This window comes from Pseudomonas sp. CC120222-01a (genome assembly GCF_003097235.1).
Taxonomy (GTDB): Bacteria; Pseudomonadota; Gammaproteobacteria; order Pseudomonadales; family Pseudomonadaceae; genus Aquipseudomonas.
The window spans coordinates 1-18,985 of record NZ_QEQQ01000044.1 but is presented as its reverse complement, the minus strand read 5'-3'; the positions used below and the strand labels follow the sequence as shown (position 1 = coordinate 18,985).

Genomic DNA, 18,985 nt, shown 5'->3' with positions numbered 1-18,985 from the left:
CCCTGAAAAACAAAACGCCCGATGCGGTGCATCGGGCGTTTTGAGGCCTGTCGGCCTACCTGAACAGGTGTAAACCTATTTCAGGACTAGACACTCGAATTTATTCTGCAAGATCTTTGGGCCTGCTTCGCAGGCCTTTCGCGACACAAGGCCGCTCCCACAATGTCCGCGTTTACCCTCTAGATTGGGCTTGCACGGTCGGTGTGGGAGCGGCCTTGTGTCGCGAAAGGGGCGCAAAGCGCCCCCAGCAATCTCAGTGCAGTTTCAATCGCGGCTCAGTGCCCCGACCGATCTTGCTGCCCAGCATCATCAACGCCGTGCGGAAGAACCCATACAGCGCCATCTGGTGCATGCGGTACAGCGACACGTAGAACATCCGCGCCAGCCAGCCCTCCAGCTTCACGCTGCCCATCAGGTTACCCATCAGGTTGCCCACCGCCGAGAAGCGTGACAGCGACACCAGCGAGCCGTAATCCTTGTACTCGTAGGTCGGCAGCGCCTTGTTCTCCAGCCGCGCCTTCAGGCTCTGCGCCAGCATCGAAGCCTGCTGGTGTGCAGCTTGGGCCCGAGGCGGCACGTTACGGTCGCTACCCGGTTGCGGGCACGCAGCACAGTCACCGAAGGCAAAGATGTTGTCGTCGCGGGTGGTCTGCAGGGTAGGGCGCACTACCAGCTGGTTGATGCGGTTGGTTTCCAGGCCGTCGATGTCCTTGAGGAAGCCCGGCGCACGGATACCTGCCGCCCATACCTTGAGGCTGGCCTGGATCACTTCACCGTCCTTGGTCTTCAGGCCATCCTCGGTCACTTCACTGACGGCCGCATTGGTCATCACCTTCACCCCGAGTTTTTCCAGGGTCTTGTGCACCGGTACGCTGATGCGCTCCGGCAGCGCTGGCAGCACGCGCGGGCCGGCCTCGATGATGGTGATGTGCATGTCCTTGGGCTGGATGCGATCCAGGCCATAGGCCGCCAGTTCGTGGGCCGCGTGGTGCAGCTCGGCCGCCAGTTCCACACCGGTGGCACCGGCGCCGACGATGGCCACGCTGATCTGCTCGCTGGCCACGTCACCGGCGTGGGCACGCAGGTAGTGGTTCAGCAACTGCTGGTGGAAGCGCTCGGCCTGCTTGCGGGTATCGAGGAACAGGCAGTGCTGCGCCGCGCCCAAGGTGCCGAAATCGTTGGTGTTCGAACCCACGGCAATGACCAGGGTGTCGTAGCCCAGGGTACGTGCAGGCAGCAGCTCGCGGCCCTCTTCATCGAGGGTGGCGGCCAGTTGGATCTGCTTGCCTTCACGGTCCAGGCCGCTCATGCGCCCCAGCTGGAAGTTGAAGTGGTTCCACTTGGCCTGGGCCACGTAGTTCAGTTCGTCTTCCGAGGAGTTCAGCGAGCCGGCGGCCACTTCGTGCAGCAGGGGTTTCCAGATGTGCGTGAGGTTGGCGTCGACCAGGGTGATCTCGGCCTGCTTGCGCTTGCCCAGGCTTTTACCCAGGCGGGTCGCCAGTTCCAGGCCGCCGGCGCCGCCGCCGACAATCACGATGCGATGAGTCATGGGGATATCTCATAAGGTTTACGGAATTCTTGGCCCCAGGGGCCGGCCGCAAACTGCACGAGGGGAGGGCGAGCGCAATGCAGCTCATAGCACCAGTCCACTCAGCAGGCGGCTGATGAGACCCAACCCGATGGTCACGGCCAGTACCAGCACAAGGAGCAGCCAGGGCCGGAAAGGCCGGCGCTCGACTTGGTGCTGGGGGGCTCGCAGATACTCATCGACACGACGCTGATCTTCCGGGTTCAGGCGACTGGTCATGGTGGGCCTCGTCAGGTAGACGTTTGTGACTGCCCGAACGCCACAGCGTTCAGGCAAGCGCTTCAAACAAATGATAATGCTTTCTATCCCTGGCGCCGAGTTTACGCCATCGCAAAGACTCTCGGCAGTGGATCAAAGACTGATGCCCACGTCGAAGACGATGCTGCGGCCCAGGTTGCCGCGCAGAAAATCCGGTGCGTCGGGGTGGGCGAACAGCACCCGGGCGAACGTCGGCCCGACCAGCGACAGCGAGCGCCAGCCCTGGCGCAGGTATTCGGTGGGCGGCGGAAAGTGGGTGTTGAGGTCGAGTACTTCGCGCTTGAGGCTGGCGAAGGCGATGATGTCCAGCTCGCTCAGGTCCAGCCCACGCTCACGGTAGTTGTGCGCCTTCTTGCGCAGGGTCGGCGCCAGGCGCCCAAGCAGCTCGGTGGCGGCGATGCGCCGGGGGCGGGCTTCACGGCGCACCAGCTGGGCCAGGGAGAAGGCACTGCGCCGACGCTGCAGCTCTTCACGCCACTCGTCGTTGAGGCGGCGGCCTTCGTCGAGTACGAAAAACACCTCGAATGCCGCATCGCGGAACAGCACGTCTGGGGGCTCCTGGCCCGCCGGGGTGAAGTCCTCGCTGCGGTAAGGGATGTTCAGCCCTTGCAACAGGCGCTGGCACACCCATCGCTCCCGCTCCCACTTGCGGGCGTTGGAGAGAAAGGCATTGGCTTGTTCGGCCTGGATGGTAAGCAGGCGCAGGTAGTCTGAGTCATCCATGGGAACAAGCTTAGCCGCTAATCGATGACGGTAAGATGCTGTTTGTGCGTAGGAAACGGGGCAGGGTGTAGACTCAGTTTGTCCACACGGCCAAAAGGGATATGTTCCAGGTGATCAGCGCGCAGGTTTTATCCACAACCAGCCTTGCCGTTGGCTGGCTTGGCTACGTGCCGTTGCTGGTCTGGGCAGCCAGCCGCACGCGCTGGGTCGAGTTGGTGACCGACCGACGCCGCCAGCACCTTTTGTTTGGCACGGTATTCTGCCTGTTTGCCCTGTGGCTGGTCAGGCGCGATTTCGATACGGGTGTGTCGTATCACTTCATCGGCATGACGGCGGTGACCTTGCTGCTGGACTGGCCGCTGGCCGTTCTGGGCGGGTTCCTCGCCCAGCTCGGTTTGCTGGCGCTGGGCCGACAGGACCTCGCAGCGATTGGGGTCAACGGTTTGCTGCTGGTGGGTTTGCCGGTGCTGATTACCGAGGTGTGCGCGATCCTGGTCGAGCGGGCGCAGCCGCGCAACCTGTTCGTCTATATCTTCTGTTCGGGGTTCTTTCCCGCTGCGCTGACAGTGCTGATTTGCGTGCCGGTGGCGCTGGGAGTGCTATGGCTGGATGGCCGCTTTGCGATGCCAGAGTGGCTCAGCGACTTTATCGGCTACCTGTGGTTGATGATGTTCCCGGAGGCGTTCATCAACGGCATGGTGATCAGTGCGCTGGTGGTGTTTTGCCCGGAGTGGCTGGAGACGTTCAACCGAACACGTTATCTGCAGGCGCCGTGGAAGGATGATGAGCGCTGAGAGTTGGATTGGCAGCGCCGGCCTTTTCGCGGGCACGCCCGCTCCCACAGGTTGACCACCAGCTAGAAGATTGTGGTGCCCCTGTGGGAGCGGGCGTGCCCGCGAAGAGGCCAGTGCAGGCTTCCGAGAATCAGCTCAGTGCCGCGGCTCCAGCTCCCCGGAAAACAGCTCATCCTCGGCATCCGGCGCCACCGGAATCTTGTGCTCCTCGGCCGCCCAGGCGCCCAGGTCAATCAGCTTGCAGCGATCGGAACAGAATGGCCGGAACGTGTTCTTCTCGTTCCATTCCACAGGTGCGCCACAGGTCGGGCAATCGACGGTCAATGGCTGGCTCATGGCTGGCCTCCTCGTAAAGTCAGGTAAAAGTGGTGCAGGCGGTCAATCTGCTCGTACAGTGCGGCCAAATCGCCGTCATTGACCACCACATCGTCGGCATGGCCCAGGCGCTCCTCACGGGCCAGCTGGGCCTTGAGAATGGCCTGCACCTGCTCAGGGCTGGTGTTGTCACGTGCCAGGGTACGCGCCACCTGCAGCTCCTGCGGCACATCGATGACCAGCACGCGCTGGACCTTCTGGTGCTGGCCCGACTCGATCAGCAGCGGCGATACGTACACCGCATAGGGCGACTCGGCCTTGGCCAGGTAACTGAAGATCTCCTGCCCGATCAGAGGGTGCAGCAGTTGCTCCAGCCACTTGCGCTGGGCCGGGTCGGCGAAGATCAGCTGGCGCAAGGCCGCACGATCAAGCTGGCCATCGTCCTGCAGCACGCCGGGGCCGAAGCGCTCGACGATGCTGGCCAGTGCCGGGCGGCCGGGCTCGACCACCCAGCGTGCCGCCTGGTCGGCGTCGACCAGGTGCACGCCAAGTTCGACGAAGCGCTCGGCGGCGGCGCTCTTGCCGCTGCCGATGCCGCCGGTCAGCCCGAGAATCCAGGGGGTGAAGGCCTTGGTGGTCATCACATTCCAAACAGTTGCAGGTAGAGGGCGTATATTTCATCACCCCAGAGCACAGCAATCCACCCCGCAATGGCCAGATAAGGGCCAAAGGGTATGGCCGTGCCGACGGATTGCCTGCGCACGCGCAACAGGCACAGGCCCGCCGCCACGCCGATCACCGATGACAGCAGCAAGGTCACCGGCAATACCTGCCAGCCGCCCCAGGCACCGATCAGCGCCAGCAGCTTGAAGTCGCCATAGCCCATGCCTTCCTTGCCGGTGATCAGCTTGAACACCCAGTACACCGACCACAGGCTCAGGTACCCGGCCACCGCGCCCCACAGTGCATCGGACAACGGCACCACAGTGTCAAAGGCGTTGACGATCAAGCCCAGCCACAGCGTCGGCAGCACGATGACATCGGGCAGAATCTGCTGGTCATGGTCGATCAGGCTTAGCGCCATCAGGCTCCAGGTCAGCAGCAGCAGGGCCAGCGCCTCGATGCCCGCGCCGGAATGCCAGGCCACCACCAGCGACAACAGCGCACAGGCCAGCTCGACCAGTGGATAACGCGCACTGATCGGCTGCTTGCACGCCGAGCAGCGCCCTCGCAATGCCAGGTAACTCAGCACCGGGATGTTCTCCCAGGCGCGGATCGCGTGCTTGCAATGCGGGCAGTGGGAAGCGGGGAGCGAGAGGTTGAAGCGCTCGTGCTCCATGGTCGGCAGGCCCAACACCTCCTGCGCCTCACGCTGCCACTGGCGCTCGAGCATGATCGGCAGGCGATGCACCACCACGTTGAGGAAACTGCCCACCAACAGGCCGAGCACAGCCGCCAGGGTAATGAAGTACGCCGGCTGCTCGGCCAGCAAAGTCCATGAAGTCATGTTCAGATCAAGCTACCCAACTGGAAGATCGGCAGGTACATCGCCACCACCAGGCCACCGACCAGTAGGCCCAGGATGAGCACGATGGCCGGCTCCAGCAGGCTGGTCAACTGGTCCAGTGTCTGGCTGACCTGTTCCTCGTAATGGCTGGCGGATTTCTCCAGCATCTGGTCCAGCGTGCCGCTGGATTCACCAATGGCGGTGAGTTGTACCAACAATGGCGGAAACAGCGGTTCAATCGCCATCGCCTGATTCAGCGCCTGCCCGTTGGCCATTCCCTGGCGCAAGCGCTGCACCGCCTGCTCGTGCAGGTCATCGCCACAGGCCTTGGCCACAGTGACCAATGCATCCAGCAACGGCACCCCCGCAGCATAGGACGTGGCCAGGGTGCGAGCGAAACGCGCCAGGGCTGCCTGGCTCAACAGCTTGCCGAACACAGGTAAACGCAGGGCCTGTGCAGTTATCCACAGGCGTGCTGGCGCATGCTTCTGATACAGCCGGGTCACGGCAAATACTAAGGCAAGCGCGGTTATCAACAGCAGCGGCGCATAACGCCCCAGCCCTGTGGACAAGTCGATCACCCACTGCGTAAAAGCTGGCAACGCTGCATCGAAACCGGCAAACAGACTTTCGAAACGCGGAATCACCTCCAGCAACAAGACCGCAGAAACCCCCAACCCGGTCAGCAACAGCAGCAACGGATAGAGCATCGCCTTGCGCACGCGTTTACGCAGCACCTGGCGCTGCTCCAGCATCGCCGCCAGTTGTTCCAGCTGCCGGTCGAGCGTGCCGGACTGCTCACCCACGCGAATCAGGTTGCAGTACAACCCATCGAACCACGCCGGATGCCGCTGCAGCGCATCCGCCAGCCCCAGGCCCGAAGCCACATCCCGTTTCAATTTATCCAGCAACGCTGCCTGCCCCGCACTGCAGCCGCTGCGCCCCATCACCTCGAAGGCCTGCAACAGCGGCACCCCGGCCTTGAGCAAGGTCGCCAGCTGCCGACTGAAGCCTGCCGGGTCGGTCTTTTCCCGAGCCTTTGGTAAACGCCATTCAAACCCGCCAGCCGCCCGCAGGCTGACCACGCGGATGCCCTGGCGCTGCAAGCCGGCCCGCGCATAGGCCGGGCTGCGCCCGCTGACCTGGCCGCTGACCGCGGCGCCACTGGCGTCGGTGCCGCGCCAGGTATAGAGGTGTGTGGATGGGTTCATGCAAAGGTCCTTTTCTGCTCGTGCGACAAGCCTGGAAACAGCTTGCCGCGTCCATGAGCGGGCGTGCGTCCGTGATGCTCACTAGAGTAGTTCAGCGAAGATGACGCCCTGGCAGGCAGGGGTGACAAAAGGTGTCTGTTCAGGCCTACTGCGCCGCTGCCAGCTGGGGGCGAACCTGACCTCCACGAGTACACGTATCAAAAGGAAATCGTTCATGAAAGGGCAACGCGGTATCACCCTGATCGAACTGATGATCGTCGTCGCGATCATCGGCATTCTGGCGACCATCGCCATCCCGATGTACACCAACCACCAGTCCCGCACCAAGGCTGCGGCCGGGTTGCTGGAGATCAGCGCGCTGAAGACGGCGATGGAGGTGCGGTTGAATGAAGGCAAAGATGTGGGGAGTGTGGCCGAATTGGGTGGCCAGCCGGCTACGGCGAACTGTGCGATTGCGGTGAGCAGCAAGGCGGCTGACGGGGTTGGCACGATTGCATGCACCCTGGTTGATGCGCCGACCAATGTGGTTGGCAAGAGCCTTGCCCTGACGCGCTCGCCAACTGGCTGGACCTGCACGACCGATATCGAGGAAGACCTCGCTCCGAAGGGCTGCAAAGCGCTCTGAGGGAAGGGGAATAAGGCCGGGGAAACAGGGGTTTACGCGACGGGTGCGGCAGTGGTACGTTGCGCTACACGCCGGTGTAGCTCAGTCGGTAGAGCAGCGCACTCGTAACGCGAAGGTCGCAGGTTCGATTCCTGTCTCCGGCACCAGTTCAGGTTCCAGTGAAAGCTACCAAAATCTCTGGAACCCCCGTAAAACCCGCCTTCTGGCGGGTTTTTTCGTTATGGCGTTCCGTCGGATTCCGACAGCTACCAGCCGACTTAGGGGTAACGTTTGGGATAAAGTCGATTCGATAAAGGGGTTTACCCTTATGGCTCGTACTACTGCTCCCCTAACCGACACCGCATGCCGCTCGGCCAAACCTACTGACCGCCCGTACAAGCTTTTCGACGGTGACGGTCTTTACCTCCTTGTTTACCCCAATGGCCGCAAAGGCTGGCGCTTCCGGTATGTGAAACCGGATGGGCGAGAGGGGCTGACCTCGTTTGGCAACTATCCCGTAATCGGTCTCGCAGATGCTCGGCAGAAGCGTCTGGAGACTAAGCGGATGCTGGCTGAAGGCATTGATCCGATTGCGTCCAAGCAGCGGGCCAAGGCTGAGGCGGTTGTCAGAGGCCACACATTCGAGCGCGTTGCCTTGGACTGGCATAAGGAAATGTCCGTGAAGTGGGCGCCTGGCCATTCGCGGACTGTGCTCAGTCGTTTGAAGACTCACGTATTCCCGCTGCTAGGCGCACGCGCCATCGTTGATCTGGATACCTTCGATCTCATGCAGCCGCTGGAAGAGATCAAAAAACGCGGCACGATCGATGTGGCCTTGAGGGTGCAAAACTACCTACAGAGCATCATGCGTGAGGCTAAGCGGCAGCGGCTGATCACGGTGAACCCTGCATATGATCTTGAGGGCTTCATCAGCGCGCCACGGGTTACGCACCGGCCTGCACTCCCGCTGTCACGTCTGCCTGAGTTGATGGATCGCATCGAGAACTACAAGGGACGCACGCTCACTCGGCTGACCGTCATGCTGTCGCTGCATGTGTTCGTACGCTCCAGCGAACTGCGCTTCGCACGTTGGAGTGAGTTCGACCTGAAGCGCGGCATATGGGAGATACCTGACACGCGGCCCGCGTTGGACGGCGTTCCGTATTCGACCAGAGGGACGAAGATGGCGGGTGACATCCACCTGGTCCCGCTTTCACCGCAAGCGGTGGCGTTGCTCGAACAGATTCATGCGATCACGGGGTACTTCGATCTGGTGTTCACCAGTGACGCTCGCTCGTGGAAGCCTATGTCCGAAAACACGGTCAATAGCGCTCTGCGGAACATGGGCTACGGCACCAGGACTGAAATCTGCGGGCATGGCTTCCGGTCCATGGCGTGCAGTGCCTTGGTCGAATCCGGGCTTTGGTCAGAGACGGCTATCGAGCGGCAGATGAGCCACAGGGAGCGCAACAATGTTCGGGCGGCGTATATCCACAAGGCCGAGTTCCTGGAGGAACGGCGAATGATCATGAGTTGGTGGAGCCGTTACCTCGAAGCGAACCGGCAGGAGCATATCTCGCCGCATGAGTTCGCGAATCAGACCGGGGCAAACGTTTCTAGCCTACGAGCAAGGCGTGGCGCAGTCGACTGAGCGCACGGCTTTGAAATTTCGGTGATCCGCTTTCCATTCGGGTCCATCCAAACAGGGCTGCAAAGCCGCCCTGTTTGGATGGACCTCATCTGAAAAATCAAAAGCACCCAATCTGCCACTGGAAACCACGGGATTCCGTACACGCCCAACGTCATTTTCAACTGCAAAATCCAGCGGGCGAGTCGCTTGACCCTCTCGGATTGCGGGCGTAGAAAAGACAGTGCAAAGGCTGTTGTTGACAGCACCCAGGTGGCCAGAACCTTCAAGGTCACGCCGTTCCCGCGGTGGTTCTCCCTCCAAATGGCGATTCGCGTCCGGCAGCTCGCCCGGTCACCTCCCCGGTGATGGATGCCTACTTCAGATCATGGCCCTCGTGTGCCAGATAGCACCTTCTACTTAGCTGCCCTGCAGCAACCTATCCGCTTGGCTGAATCTTGCGCCAGCCTGCGCCCGTCTCTTTCTCCTGGAAAGAGACGGGCGCTTCTAACACTGCTGCAGCCCTCATCGCATTTGGCTTTGCGGCAACTTCACTCGTGACAATCAGCGTGACAAACGCCGATGTCACTAGCAACAGCGCTGAAGATGATGGTGCCGCAGGCCAAGGATTGGACTGCACCTGACTGACAGTCAGGCATGCCCCGGTCATCGCATCGCTGTGTTCACCCGGCTCAGGATCTTTAGGCACTGGTCTCGTCAGCCAATGCAGCCTCCACCCGCCCACCGGTAACGGTGCTCAGGAGGCCAGATCATGAGATGCCCTTGCTCCCGGTCGTAAGGAGCCGACAGTCCCGCGTTAGAGGACATCCCCACAGGTCGCAGGGGCCTTGATCCCTGATAACACTCAGCATTCTTGGCGGGATGACGTGGGGCGAGGATCGGAGAACGGCAGATGAGGTGACGAACATGGCATTGGTAGGAAGACGCGATGGTCGCAATTTCGGTTATGGCAGGCAACTGAGCTATGCAGGGCCGCAGGCGCTGAAAGACATGTTCGGCGGTGCACGGTTAAAGCGCACTGTGATCGATGGCATACATTCGTCAACTGGTACCGTTCAGAACAGGGACTCGGTATCAATGATGCGCGGCAGATTGATCGAAAAGTTTTGGCCGACTATGTCGCGTATTTGCGCGACCTGCTGGACGCGGTAGCCTCGCTGTCAGCACCGCACAAAACCGGCTATCAAGCGTTAACAGGACCATGGCGGCGCTTCGCGGGGATCAGTGCGTAAAGTTGGCAAGCCCGAGCAAGACACTGGGAATGCAGCGCACCGGGGTTCGACAGTCGGTATCGCAGGGTCAAGACCGTGCGCAGGTGAAGCAGATTGTCGATGCGCCTTGCCGCCAACATCAGCTACGGGCCGCCGCAATTGCTCTGTTAGCGCGAGCCACCGGCATGCGTTTGTGCGAGGCCATCTTGGCTGACCTGCCAAGGCTAAGCCGTGAGGCCACCAACCTAGGTGGGATCAACATCCAGGACGGTACCAAAGGCGGCCGCGCCGGCGCCTCTGCACCCGTTGGATTACGGTGGTCGATTGACGTCAAATACTAGGCATCTAATAATCAAATATTATCGTATTGTTATTTGCCTGCTAATGCCTCATAATGCTCTTGCTATCCGGCCGCAATTTCGTGGTCGGGAGCTTTGGAGATAGAAAAATGAGCGATATCGTTGGCATGCTGGACGAGTTGATCTCGTCCAGCATTTTCAAGTCCTCCCAGTCGGGAATCATGGTTCACGATTACCGGGTTCCGCTTAGTGAGCTTGGGCGTCAACGCCTCACCGATCAACTGGTTGGGGAGTTCCGCCGTGTTTGTGAGCGGTATGACATTGTTTGCGAATACGACGAAGAAATGTCGGCCTTCCGTGTCCGTATTGACCTGCGGCGTTGCGTGATGACGCCTTCTCAGGCCCGAGCAATGGACACTGCCATGTCTCACTACCAGCTTAACGAGTGAGATGCTTTAGAAAGGGGGCCATTTCAAGGACGGCTGCGCTGAAGCCAACCAGTTTCGCCAGTCTTACTGGAAAATTCCCAAGCCCAGCACCTGCTGGGCCGAGGCCTTAGGAGAGGGACACTTTTACCCTCGCGATTAGGTTCAAAAGGAGCTGCATAATGGCAACACTTACCCCGGAACAGATTGCGGCAATACGTGCCGAGGCTCCCGAAAATGCTCGCGGGAAATTTTTGGACATTACGGAGTCTGCGACGGAGGAAGATGCGCAGAAACACACCGAGCAGGCTAAAGCCTACATCTCGACGCTGCGCGAGTATCTGCTCATCGAACACGCTGAGTTCAAAGCTTTGGATCAAGGTGCAGACCAAGCGTTGCGAGATTGGGCTAAGGCGCATCGAAAGTCGTAGTGATCGAGTAAACGAGCCATTGTCCCATCAAACCGCCATTAAGTAAGAGCCATATTCTATGAGTAATTCATTGCTGCAGGAAAAAGAAAAGCACTGGTTCGTTGTCGACAGAAAACTCAAAGTTAGACTTGTCGAGTGGCTGGAAAAATGCCCAAACCCGGGTATCTGTGAAGGAAGGCAAATCTACAAGTCGAGCACCGAACTCCTGCATCAGTGCGCCTATGAAATTTGTGATGGCAACACTCCTGAAACCGCTGGTTTCATTCTGCTGAAGCTTTACACCGATGTTCTATCGTTAGAGCAAAGCTTTTTGGCGGCTTTGCGCGATAATTTTAAACCTAGCAAATCGTCAGAGCCGTTGTAAAAAATAAAATCTGACATCGTGTAGAAAAGGTCGTGGCACCGCCCAAGCTAGGGACCTGCAGGGCCGAAGCCATAGAGGGGCGCGGTTTTCGCTTCCGCGAACTTGTAAATCATATTGTCAGCTTTATGCTAGGTCGCAAGTACAAGTTCGTCCTCAGTGATCGAAGAAAAATCATACTTCGTTCCGATGGCGTCGACTCTCCCTTGCGGCAAATCTGGATAGAGCCGGAATTAGGCCACGAAGTAAGCTTTGCGACATACAAGGGAGGTGAGAAGTAAAATGGCAGACAAGGATTTAGTTCGGCCAAGCCGCGACGGGGATCAGTTCCACTATCACTGGGCAGCTAGGCAGTGCCTGGCCTTGTTGCCGGGTTCAAGCGACCTAAAAGCAGTCACCGTCGAAGGCCCGTCTGCTGATGAAGGGGATGAGGAGATTGAGCAAGGCATCGACCTCATCGACGTTGGGCTCTATTACGGCTCAGAAACGCTAATGAAAGCCCGATGTGTTCGCTACATACAGCTCAAACACTCAACGCGGCAGGTCGTGGAACCATGGCAGGCTGGCGGTTTGAGCAAGACTCTGCGTGGATTCACTAAACGGTATAAAAAACTTCTCGAGCAGTTTTCCGTTGGTGAAATGAAGCAAAAATTTCGCTTCGAGTTCACCACCAACCGGCCCATCGATCCTAGGCTGAAAGAAGCACTCCAAGACCTGGCTAAAGGCACCAGGGCGCGCCATTCCTCCATTGAAAAGACGCTGCTGGGGTATTCAGAGCTTTCCGGCACGCAGAACAGCGACTTCTTCAGTTTATTTTCATTTGATGGGGAGGAGCCAAGCCTGTGGACGCAGCGAAATCTGTTATCCCAAGATGTCGCCAGATATCTTGCGGACGCCGATTACGATGCTCCAGTTCTGTTAAAGGAGCTTGTCACGCGCAAGGCCGGCAGCGAATTTACAAAAGACCCTGCAATCCGGCGACATGATGTTCTTCGGGCTCTAAAAGTGAGCGAGCTGGTACTCCTACCGGCACCCTGCCAAATTGTTCGTCCAGAGAATGTCTTCGCGCGAGAGCAGGAAGACGAGATTCTTGAGACTATCCTGCATTCTGCACACCCGGTAATCGTTCATGCAGATGGCGGCGTAGGAAAATCGATTCTGGCTCAGCGGCTGGCTACTTCAATGCCTAGTGGCTCGGAGTCGGTGTTGTACGACTGCTTCGGCGATGGGCTATACCGCAATGCGCTGCACTATAGGCATCGTCAACGTGACGCCTTGGTACAGATTTCGAACGAGCTTGCCTCGCGAGGACTTTGCCATCCGCTAATTCCGTCCCCCCTTGCTGACTCCAAGCAATTCATGCAGGCATTTTGTAGCCGACTTACCCAGGCGATCGGAATATTGCGAGCTGAAAAAGCAGACGCAAGTCTTTGCCTGATCATAGACGCTGCTGACAACGCGGAGATGGCAGCCGAAGAGCTCAACGATCAGGCCTTTGTCAAAGATCTAATACGAACGCCGATGCCCGATGGAGTACGCCTAGTTTTTACCTGCAGGACTCATCGACGACATCGCCTGAACGCTCCGCTGGATAGCACACAGGTAGAGCTCAAGTCTTTCAATGAGGTTGAGACTGCGCAACATCTACGAACTCGCTATCTTGAGGCGACCGATGCCGAAGTTGCCGAATTCGCATTTTTGAGCAGCTCAAATCCGCGAGTTCAGGCTCTGGCTCTTGAGCGGCGGTTACCCATTCTGGAGATGCTGAAACAGTTGGGTCCAGAACCTACATCCGTGGAGCGTGCGATCGGGGATTTGCTGCAATGTGCGGTCGATAAACTGAAAGATCAGGCCGGTGTTGAATCCGATCAAATCCACTTCATTTGCCAGGGCTTGGCAGTCTTGCGTCCCCTCGTGCCGATAGGAGTACTCGCACGGATTTCCGGTACTTCGGAAAGCGCCGTGCGATCGTTCGCGCTTGACCTTGGCAGACCACTCTTTGTGAAAGGCGAAAGCCTCCATTTTCTCGACGAACCTGCAGAAACTTGGTTTCACGAAACGTTCAAACCGGATGCAGACGGTTTGAACCAGTTCCTAAATCGCTTGCGTCCGCTTGCCAGTGAAAGCTCCTACGTCGCATCGACGCTTCCCCAGATCCTCCTCGCAGCAGGACGGATGGATGAGCTAATCGATCTTGCGCTTTCCGGAGAAGGGTTGCCCGAAGCAAAACCCCTCGAACGCCGAGATGTCGAGCTGCAGCGGTTGACGTTCGCTCTCAAGGCCTGTCTTGAACAGGGACGCTACCTGCCCGCAGCGAAGCTGGCGCTAAAGGCTGCGGGAGAAAACGCAGGAGAGGCACGGCAGACAAAGCTGATTCAAGAAAACACAGATATCGCTGGCCGCTTAATGCCACCAGATCGAGTCAACGAGCTTGTTTCACGACGAATCTTCGAGTCCACTTGGATGGGGTCGCACCATGCCTATGATGCGTGCCTGTTATCGGGAATAAAGGAGTTCACTGCCGAGGCCTCGAGCCGGCTGCGGATGGCGATGGACTGGTTATATGCGTGGGCAAGAAGCGTCTCTGATGACGGTCCACGCGAACATGTCACAAACGCCGATAGGGCCGAAATTGCATTAGCGACGCTTCGACTCCAAGGCCCCGAAGCCGCCGCGCGATTTTTGAGACTCTGGAAGTTCCGGCACCTCGCGATGATGAGCGGCAAGTCCATTGCTCAGAGACTGATAGATCTAGGCGAGTACGCGGATCTTGAGGCCTTGGCGCATGCTGCAGGAAATGATGTCTGGCTTCTTCTCGGCCTTGCCAGTGAAGTAGCACATGCCGGCGTAAACTTTCCTGCGCCGCCGTTGGCACGGCTCATCCGTCTCCTGGCTGATCGACGTGTGAAGCTGCCAGAATCCAAGGGCTGGGACGAGCAATGGGAGGTGCTGTATGCCGTGCAAGCGGCGCTTTCACTTGCAATGCGAACCCTTCCGATTGATCGTGAAACTTGGGTAGCTATTATTCAGCGCTATCTCCCTCAGTCGCCTCCTAATCTGCTATCCGAATCATACGGATCTGAACGTGCTCCGATGATCCGTGCTTATGCGCTCGAAGCTGAGCTGCGCGGGATTGAGCTAACGCTGATCGAGTTAGCCCCTACCGAAGTGCGCCAACAACTCGCCAAAGCGAATTCTTACGGGCAAAGCCGCGAAACAGAGGTATTCAAGCGTGACGTTGGGGGATTACTTCCATGGATAATGCTTTCAGTGAAAATCAGCTGTGGTCGATGCCCTTCTGATCTGGGAGCGCACATTGCCGCCGCGATTCAAGCCATCACAAATGCAGAATCACGCGACTATCAACGCCATTCGACGATTCGTCAGACCGCTGCGATTGAATGGATTCGAATCCTGCGCGACTCACGGGCCGTGGGTTCGCAACACCACTCGGCGTTTCAGGACTGGATCGATAACCGAGAACTGCCGCTGTGGCCAGATACCCTGACGACCTTATGTCGTCTTGCTGCTCGAACCCAAGCGCTGACTCAACTCTCATTCGATTTTGCCTTCGCCGCCTATGAAGCTCTGGAGCAACTGCGTGACGACGCAGAAACACGAACAAATGCATACGTGCGTCTGGCTCGTGCCATTCTGCCGTTAAGCCCATCGGAGGCGAATGCTTACTTCAACCGAGCCGTCGAAATCGCAAGTCGAATCGGTGATGAGAATTTGTCTCGCTGGACGGCAATGCTCTTTCTGGCCCAGGCAGCTTCATCCACGGAATCAAAGCCTGAGACAGCCTATCGTTTATCCAGGGTAGCCGAGTTGACATACGAATTTGTCGCTCGCGATAAGCACTTTAACTGGAATGGGACTGTAGAGGCGCTCGCCGACCTATGCCCCTCATCAGCCATTGCAATTTTGAGCCGCTGGCGGGATCGGCGATTTGGCGATGAGGATCGATTGCTCCCGGTTGCCATTAATCATCTTGTGAGCCGAGGCCATCTTCCGACCATCACTCCAGTGGCGCTCGCAGGGATTGATGCCCACTGGGGTAGGATGAAGGACCTACAGACCACACTTGAGGACGCGAAGTCGGCATTCGATGGTCGCACGGTTACGCAAATTGCCTACCGGTACCTTCGCACACAGTCTCATACGGCAGACACTTGGCAGGCATTAATAAAGATTGGCCGCGATGTTGATCTCGAATTACCGGATGCTCAACGTTTGTGGGAGGACAGCCAGGCTGCATCTGAAGTTCATCGCACAGAAAAGGCTATTGCTGAGAGCTCGCCACACGAATCCATAGTCAGAAGTACACCAGATTGGTTGCACTTTTTCGACGGGACTGACATGGCGGATTCCTCAGCATTGAGGACTGCGTACGCCGATCTGAAGACGTACGATACGCCGTACCAGTTCGACGAATTTTTTCGTGAGGGAATTCGTCATGTCGGTCTCGCGGGGATGCCCGGATTCATCCAAGCGGTCACGGCCTGGGTCGATTTTGGCGTATTTGAACTACGCTATTTGCTCGAGGCAATTCCAGATACAGCGTTACGGATGGTGTCTTCAAAAATAGCTTTGCGTGAAGCTGTGCGCTGTGTATGTAAGCGTGAGCCTGAGTGTGCGGGACGCCATGGATGGGGAAGCATACTGCCGTTTGAGAAGATAGTCGCGTCAGGGATAACCACCGATCGAGATATCGCGCAGGCCACCGTAGAAGGCTTTGCGATGCATGCTGACAAGTTAGGCGCTAGTGGACTATTCCAGTTGATTGAGCCGGTAGCTTCATTTCTAAACGCCATTGAGGCGAGTGAGGCTTTGAGTTACGGGCTCGATCTGCTTGAGGACGCCTTGCGCCCAGAAGATGGTGATGGGGCTTGGTCTGAAGCTTTACGTACGCCAGCAAACACTGTCGATGCGCTTGCAGGTTATATCTGGGCAGGGCTGGGGTCGCCAGTTGCAGCTACGCGGTGGGAGTTTGCGCATGTCGTGCGAGCATGTTCCGAACTGTCGTGGCTCGAGCTGTTGGATGCACTTGAGCGCTGCGCACTAGCAAGGACAGCTTCATCCTTCGTTGATCAGGGGCTAGAGTTCTACGAGTGGCATGCTCGGCAGTGGATGCTGATCGGCTTGGTCCGGGGCGGGCGTGAGAACGCCCAAAGTCTCATCCCATTTCTCCCCTTCCTCCATACATGCTTGAAAGAAGAGCATGTGCTTTTGCGTGCATTCTCTGCACAGGCGCTGCGTTTGGCACAGGATGCGGGCTTGATCACAAAGGTTGTCGACCCCGATCTCGACGCTGTTAATATGCCCCACCTTCCGCCAAAGATTTACAGCGGTTGGGATGAGCTCGACGCAGATGACGATAACCTGACTAATACCACTGTTGGGAATGACGAGCGCTACTATTTCGGTGTCGACATAGGCCCATACTGGCTCGCGCCTCTCGGCAGAGCGTTTGGGGTCAGTGAGGGCGCGATGGAAGTCCGTGCCCGCCAGGTCATCCACGACCGGTTCGGAGGCCCTACAGGTTGGTCAAGAGATGATGCACGCTACCTCAGAAAGGTTTTTGTAGAGCGTGAAACCATGCACTCTCACGGCAGCATGCCTCAAACGGACGACCTTTGCGCATATCATGCGTATCACGCAATGATGATCATTGCATCTGCTCTCTTGGAGCAGCGAGCGATTCGGCACGAAAGTGACAATACAAAAAATGACTTTGACCAGTGGCTGAGTGAGCATTTGCTCACTCGCGCGGATGGTGGCTGGCTTGCTGACCGCAGAGACCCGCCGCTTGTATTGCGACCTCCACCGAAGGTGCGTTATTCCGATAATGATTGGTGCTGGCGACTAAACCGTGATTATCTCGACCAGCACTTGCTCACCGACGACGGTCTGCATGTATTTTGGGGATATTGGAGCACAGGGGACCAGGACAATAGAGAGATGGTATCCATCCGAAGCGCGTTAGTGTCTCGAACCGGCGCTGATGCATTGATTGCAGCGCTTCAAACTGCACCGCAACTCGAGGCATTTTCCTTGCCGTCTACCAATTATCATGAGCTGCAAACGATCGGCAGTTTTTCCCTGAAAGGTTGGGTCGCACACGACGGAAATTCCCTAGGCCTAGATGAATACGATCCGTGGGCTGCTGAGATTGGTTATCCTGTAGTTTCGCCCGGTGCTGCAGCAATTGAAGATCTTGGACTTCATGTGTCAGAGGATGGGCGGTGGTGGAGTTCCGAATCCGGTGGGCAACTGCGTGGTGAGTCTTGGACTCAGGCTGTAGGATACGGACGCGAGACAGAGCGTGTGAAGGGCGAGCGCCTAAGTGGTAACCCTGCATTCGTTCAATCGTTGCTCGAAAAATACCCACAGGATTGCTTGATATTTAGCGTTTCGGTTAAACGAGTCCCCCCTCGGAGCCGGAAAAAAGGTGAAGAGTTTGAACCCTATCCAGCCCCTTATGTGCGCTATTACCTAATGGATCACGATGCAATCAAGCACTCACTCTAAAGCAGTACTGGAACTCGGTAAGCGGTTGGTCGCGAAGCTTGGGCTTGCTGACGACTTTCTTGGCCAATGGATGGCGCATGACATCTCGGCCCGCATCGACGCGATCGAAAGTAATCCCATGCAAGCTACCCCAGCGATGCGCGACGAATGTGTAAAAGCCATTCTTACTCTCTGGGGGCACCGGAATACGTTACCCCCCCACCTGAGGCCGTTCCAGAAAATTGAGCCAATCACCAGAACACTGGCGGCGCTGGATGTCGAACACGGCGATGACTATCGCTATTTTCGGCCAAATTTGAGAGAGGCAGCACTGGATGCCGTTGATGAGGCTACCCATCACTGGCTGGAGCTCGCTTTCAGCCTCGATTACTCCGCGCGAGTGCTCATCCAACACGCCCTGCGGACTGCAGGTGCAGCGGCAGCGTCCCAAACGCAGTCATGGGTGGAGGCTGCACTGAAGGCAGGTGTAGAAGCAGAACCTGATCGACAGACCATCGATTTTCTGCTGGGGCGCTTGTATTCGGACGATGCTGACCGTGAAGAAAAATCGGAACTAGCTAGAAAGAAAAGCCTAAGTGACAAAATCGCCAAACTCGAAAAATTTTCCATGCTGGCCAGCACCCTAGCTACCGAGCTTCGTGAGCAGCTGGACACCGGCCTCGATCCTAAAAACGAGCTGTGAAACACTACAGTCGCTGGCGCTGCATGAAAATTCGCGTTCACATTGTCCAATGTGGGTCCAGGCTGTGTGAAAACGCCTGCGATTGTCTAACCTTCTGATCGTCGAGATCGTGGCGGGGACGATCATGAAGCGATTCATAGAAGGTGAGTCTCGGACGCAAGTCACGTTGCTGCCGGAGTGCCTGGACGACTACATCACCGAAGAAAACCCAGTTCGGGTAGTCGATGTTTTTGTCGATGAACTTGACCTTGGAACACTCGGGTTCGAGGGTGTCGATCCTGCGGCAACGGGTCGTCCGGCTTACCATCCAGCAGTGCTGCTAAAAATCTACATCTATGGCTATCTCAATCGGATTCAGTCCAGCCGCCGGCTTGAGCGTGAGGCCGAGCGTAATGTC

At 57.7% G+C, this 18,985-nt stretch carries 16 protein-coding genes, 1 tRNA gene and 1 pseudogene; 11 read left to right on the top strand and 7 right to left on the bottom strand.

From position 1 onward, the window contains the following. Positions 1 to 253: 253 nt before the first annotated feature. The 3 genes from N430_RS28720 to N430_RS28710 all read right to left on the bottom strand — a co-directional run bounded on the left by N430_RS28720 (position 254) and on the right by N430_RS28710 (position 2,569). Positions 254 to 1,549: an NAD(P)/FAD-dependent oxidoreductase gene (locus N430_RS28720; protein ID WP_110639969.1), complete on the bottom strand. Its 1,296-nt coding sequence runs from the start codon at positions 1,547 to 1,549 to the stop codon at positions 254 to 256. Positions 1,550 to 1,633: 84 nt separating this feature from the next. Then, positions 1,634 to 1,807, bottom strand: a complete 174-nt coding sequence (locus N430_RS28715) for a DUF3094 domain-containing protein (RefSeq protein WP_008091951.1) — start codon at positions 1,805 to 1,807, stop codon at positions 1,634 to 1,636. 132 nt (positions 1,808 to 1,939) lie between these two features. After that, a complete protein-coding gene (locus N430_RS28710) occupies positions 1,940 to 2,569 on the bottom strand; it encodes a DUF1780 domain-containing protein (RefSeq protein WP_110639968.1) in 630 nt (209 codons plus the stop codon). Positions 2,570 to 2,670: 101 nt separating this feature from the next. On the opposite strand from N430_RS28710, the gene N430_RS28705 reads away from it, so the two are divergent. Beyond that, positions 2,671 to 3,363: an energy-coupling factor ABC transporter permease gene (locus N430_RS28705; RefSeq protein WP_110639967.1), complete on the top strand. Its 693-nt coding sequence runs from the start codon at positions 2,671 to 2,673 to the stop codon at positions 3,361 to 3,363. Positions 3,364 to 3,498: 135 nt separating this feature from the next. On the opposite strand, the gene yacG is transcribed toward N430_RS28705, so the two are convergent. Genes yacG through N430_RS28685 form a run of 4 tightly spaced genes read right to left on the bottom strand, consistent with a single transcriptional unit; the run spans position 3,499 to position 6,396 of the window. After that, positions 3,499 to 3,699 carry a DNA gyrase inhibitor YacG gene (yacG, locus tag N430_RS28700; RefSeq protein ID WP_027918234.1) on the bottom strand — a complete coding sequence of 67 codons (201 nt, stop codon included), beginning with the start codon at positions 3,697 to 3,699 and terminating at the stop codon, positions 3,499 to 3,501. Then, the gene (gene coaE / locus N430_RS28695) at positions 3,696 to 4,319 is read right to left on the bottom strand and encodes a dephospho-CoA kinase (RefSeq protein WP_110639966.1); all 624 of its coding nucleotides are present in this window, start codon (positions 4,317 to 4,319) and stop codon (positions 3,696 to 3,698) included. Before coaE ends, yacG begins: the two co-directional genes overlap by 4 nt. Continuing rightward, positions 4,319 to 5,185, bottom strand: coding sequence for an A24 family peptidase (locus N430_RS28690; protein ID WP_110639965.1), 867 nt, complete (start codon positions 5,183 to 5,185; stop codon positions 4,319 to 4,321). The genes coaE and N430_RS28690 overlap by 1 nt, the downstream gene beginning before the upstream one ends. 2 nt (positions 5,186 to 5,187) lie before the next feature. After that, positions 5,188 to 6,396: a type II secretion system F family protein gene (locus tag N430_RS28685; RefSeq protein ID WP_110639964.1), complete on the bottom strand. Its 1,209-nt coding sequence runs from the start codon at positions 6,394 to 6,396 to the stop codon at positions 5,188 to 5,190. Positions 6,397 to 6,610: 214 nt separating this feature from the next. Between N430_RS28685 and N430_RS28680 the strand changes: the two genes are divergently transcribed. The 10 genes and pseudogenes from N430_RS28680 to N430_RS28635 all read left to right on the top strand — a co-directional run. Further along, a complete protein-coding gene (locus N430_RS28680; protein ID WP_110639963.1) occupies positions 6,611 to 7,021 on the top strand; it encodes a pilin in 411 nt (136 codons plus the stop codon). Between the two features lie 70 nt (positions 7,022 to 7,091). Beyond that, positions 7,092 to 7,167: transfer RNA gene (locus tag N430_RS28675), tRNA-Thr, on the top strand. 161 nt (positions 7,168 to 7,328) lie between these two features. Continuing rightward, complete coding sequence (locus tag N430_RS28670; protein ID WP_158288809.1) at positions 7,329 to 8,651, top strand: integrase arm-type DNA-binding domain-containing protein; 1,323 nt, start codon at positions 7,329 to 7,331, stop codon at positions 8,649 to 8,651. A 903-nt stretch (positions 8,652 to 9,554) separates the two neighbouring features. Then, positions 9,555 to 10,179 (top strand): annotated as a pseudogene (locus tag N430_RS29840) (integrase); the annotation flags it as partial. A gap of 128 nt (positions 10,180 to 10,307) precedes the next feature. Next, positions 10,308 to 10,607, top strand: a complete 300-nt coding sequence (locus N430_RS28655; RefSeq protein ID WP_110639961.1) for a hypothetical protein — start codon at positions 10,308 to 10,310, stop codon at positions 10,605 to 10,607. A 158-nt stretch (positions 10,608 to 10,765) separates the two neighbouring features. Beyond that, positions 10,766 to 11,014: a hypothetical protein gene (locus tag N430_RS28650; protein WP_110639960.1), complete on the top strand. Its 249-nt coding sequence runs from the start codon at positions 10,766 to 10,768 to the stop codon at positions 11,012 to 11,014. Positions 11,015 to 11,072: 58 nt separating this feature from the next. Continuing rightward, entirely contained in the window at positions 11,073 to 11,378 is a 306-nt protein-coding gene (locus tag N430_RS29380; RefSeq protein WP_133248884.1) for a hypothetical protein, read from the top strand. A gap of 279 nt (positions 11,379 to 11,657) precedes the next feature. Then, complete coding sequence (locus N430_RS28645) at positions 11,658 to 17,906, top strand: NACHT domain-containing protein (RefSeq protein ID WP_110639959.1); 6,249 nt, start codon at positions 11,658 to 11,660, stop codon at positions 17,904 to 17,906. Further along, on the top strand, positions 17,884 to 18,588 hold the full coding sequence (avs3b, locus tag N430_RS28640; protein ID WP_133248883.1) for an AVAST type 3 anti-phage proein Avs3b: 705 nt from the start codon (positions 17,884 to 17,886) through the stop codon (positions 18,586 to 18,588). Before N430_RS28645 ends, avs3b begins: the two co-directional genes overlap by 23 nt. A 124-nt stretch (positions 18,589 to 18,712) precedes the next feature. Next, a partial coding sequence (locus N430_RS28635; protein WP_133248845.1) for a transposase occupies positions 18,713 to 18,985 on the top strand: 273 nt, incomplete at its 3' end.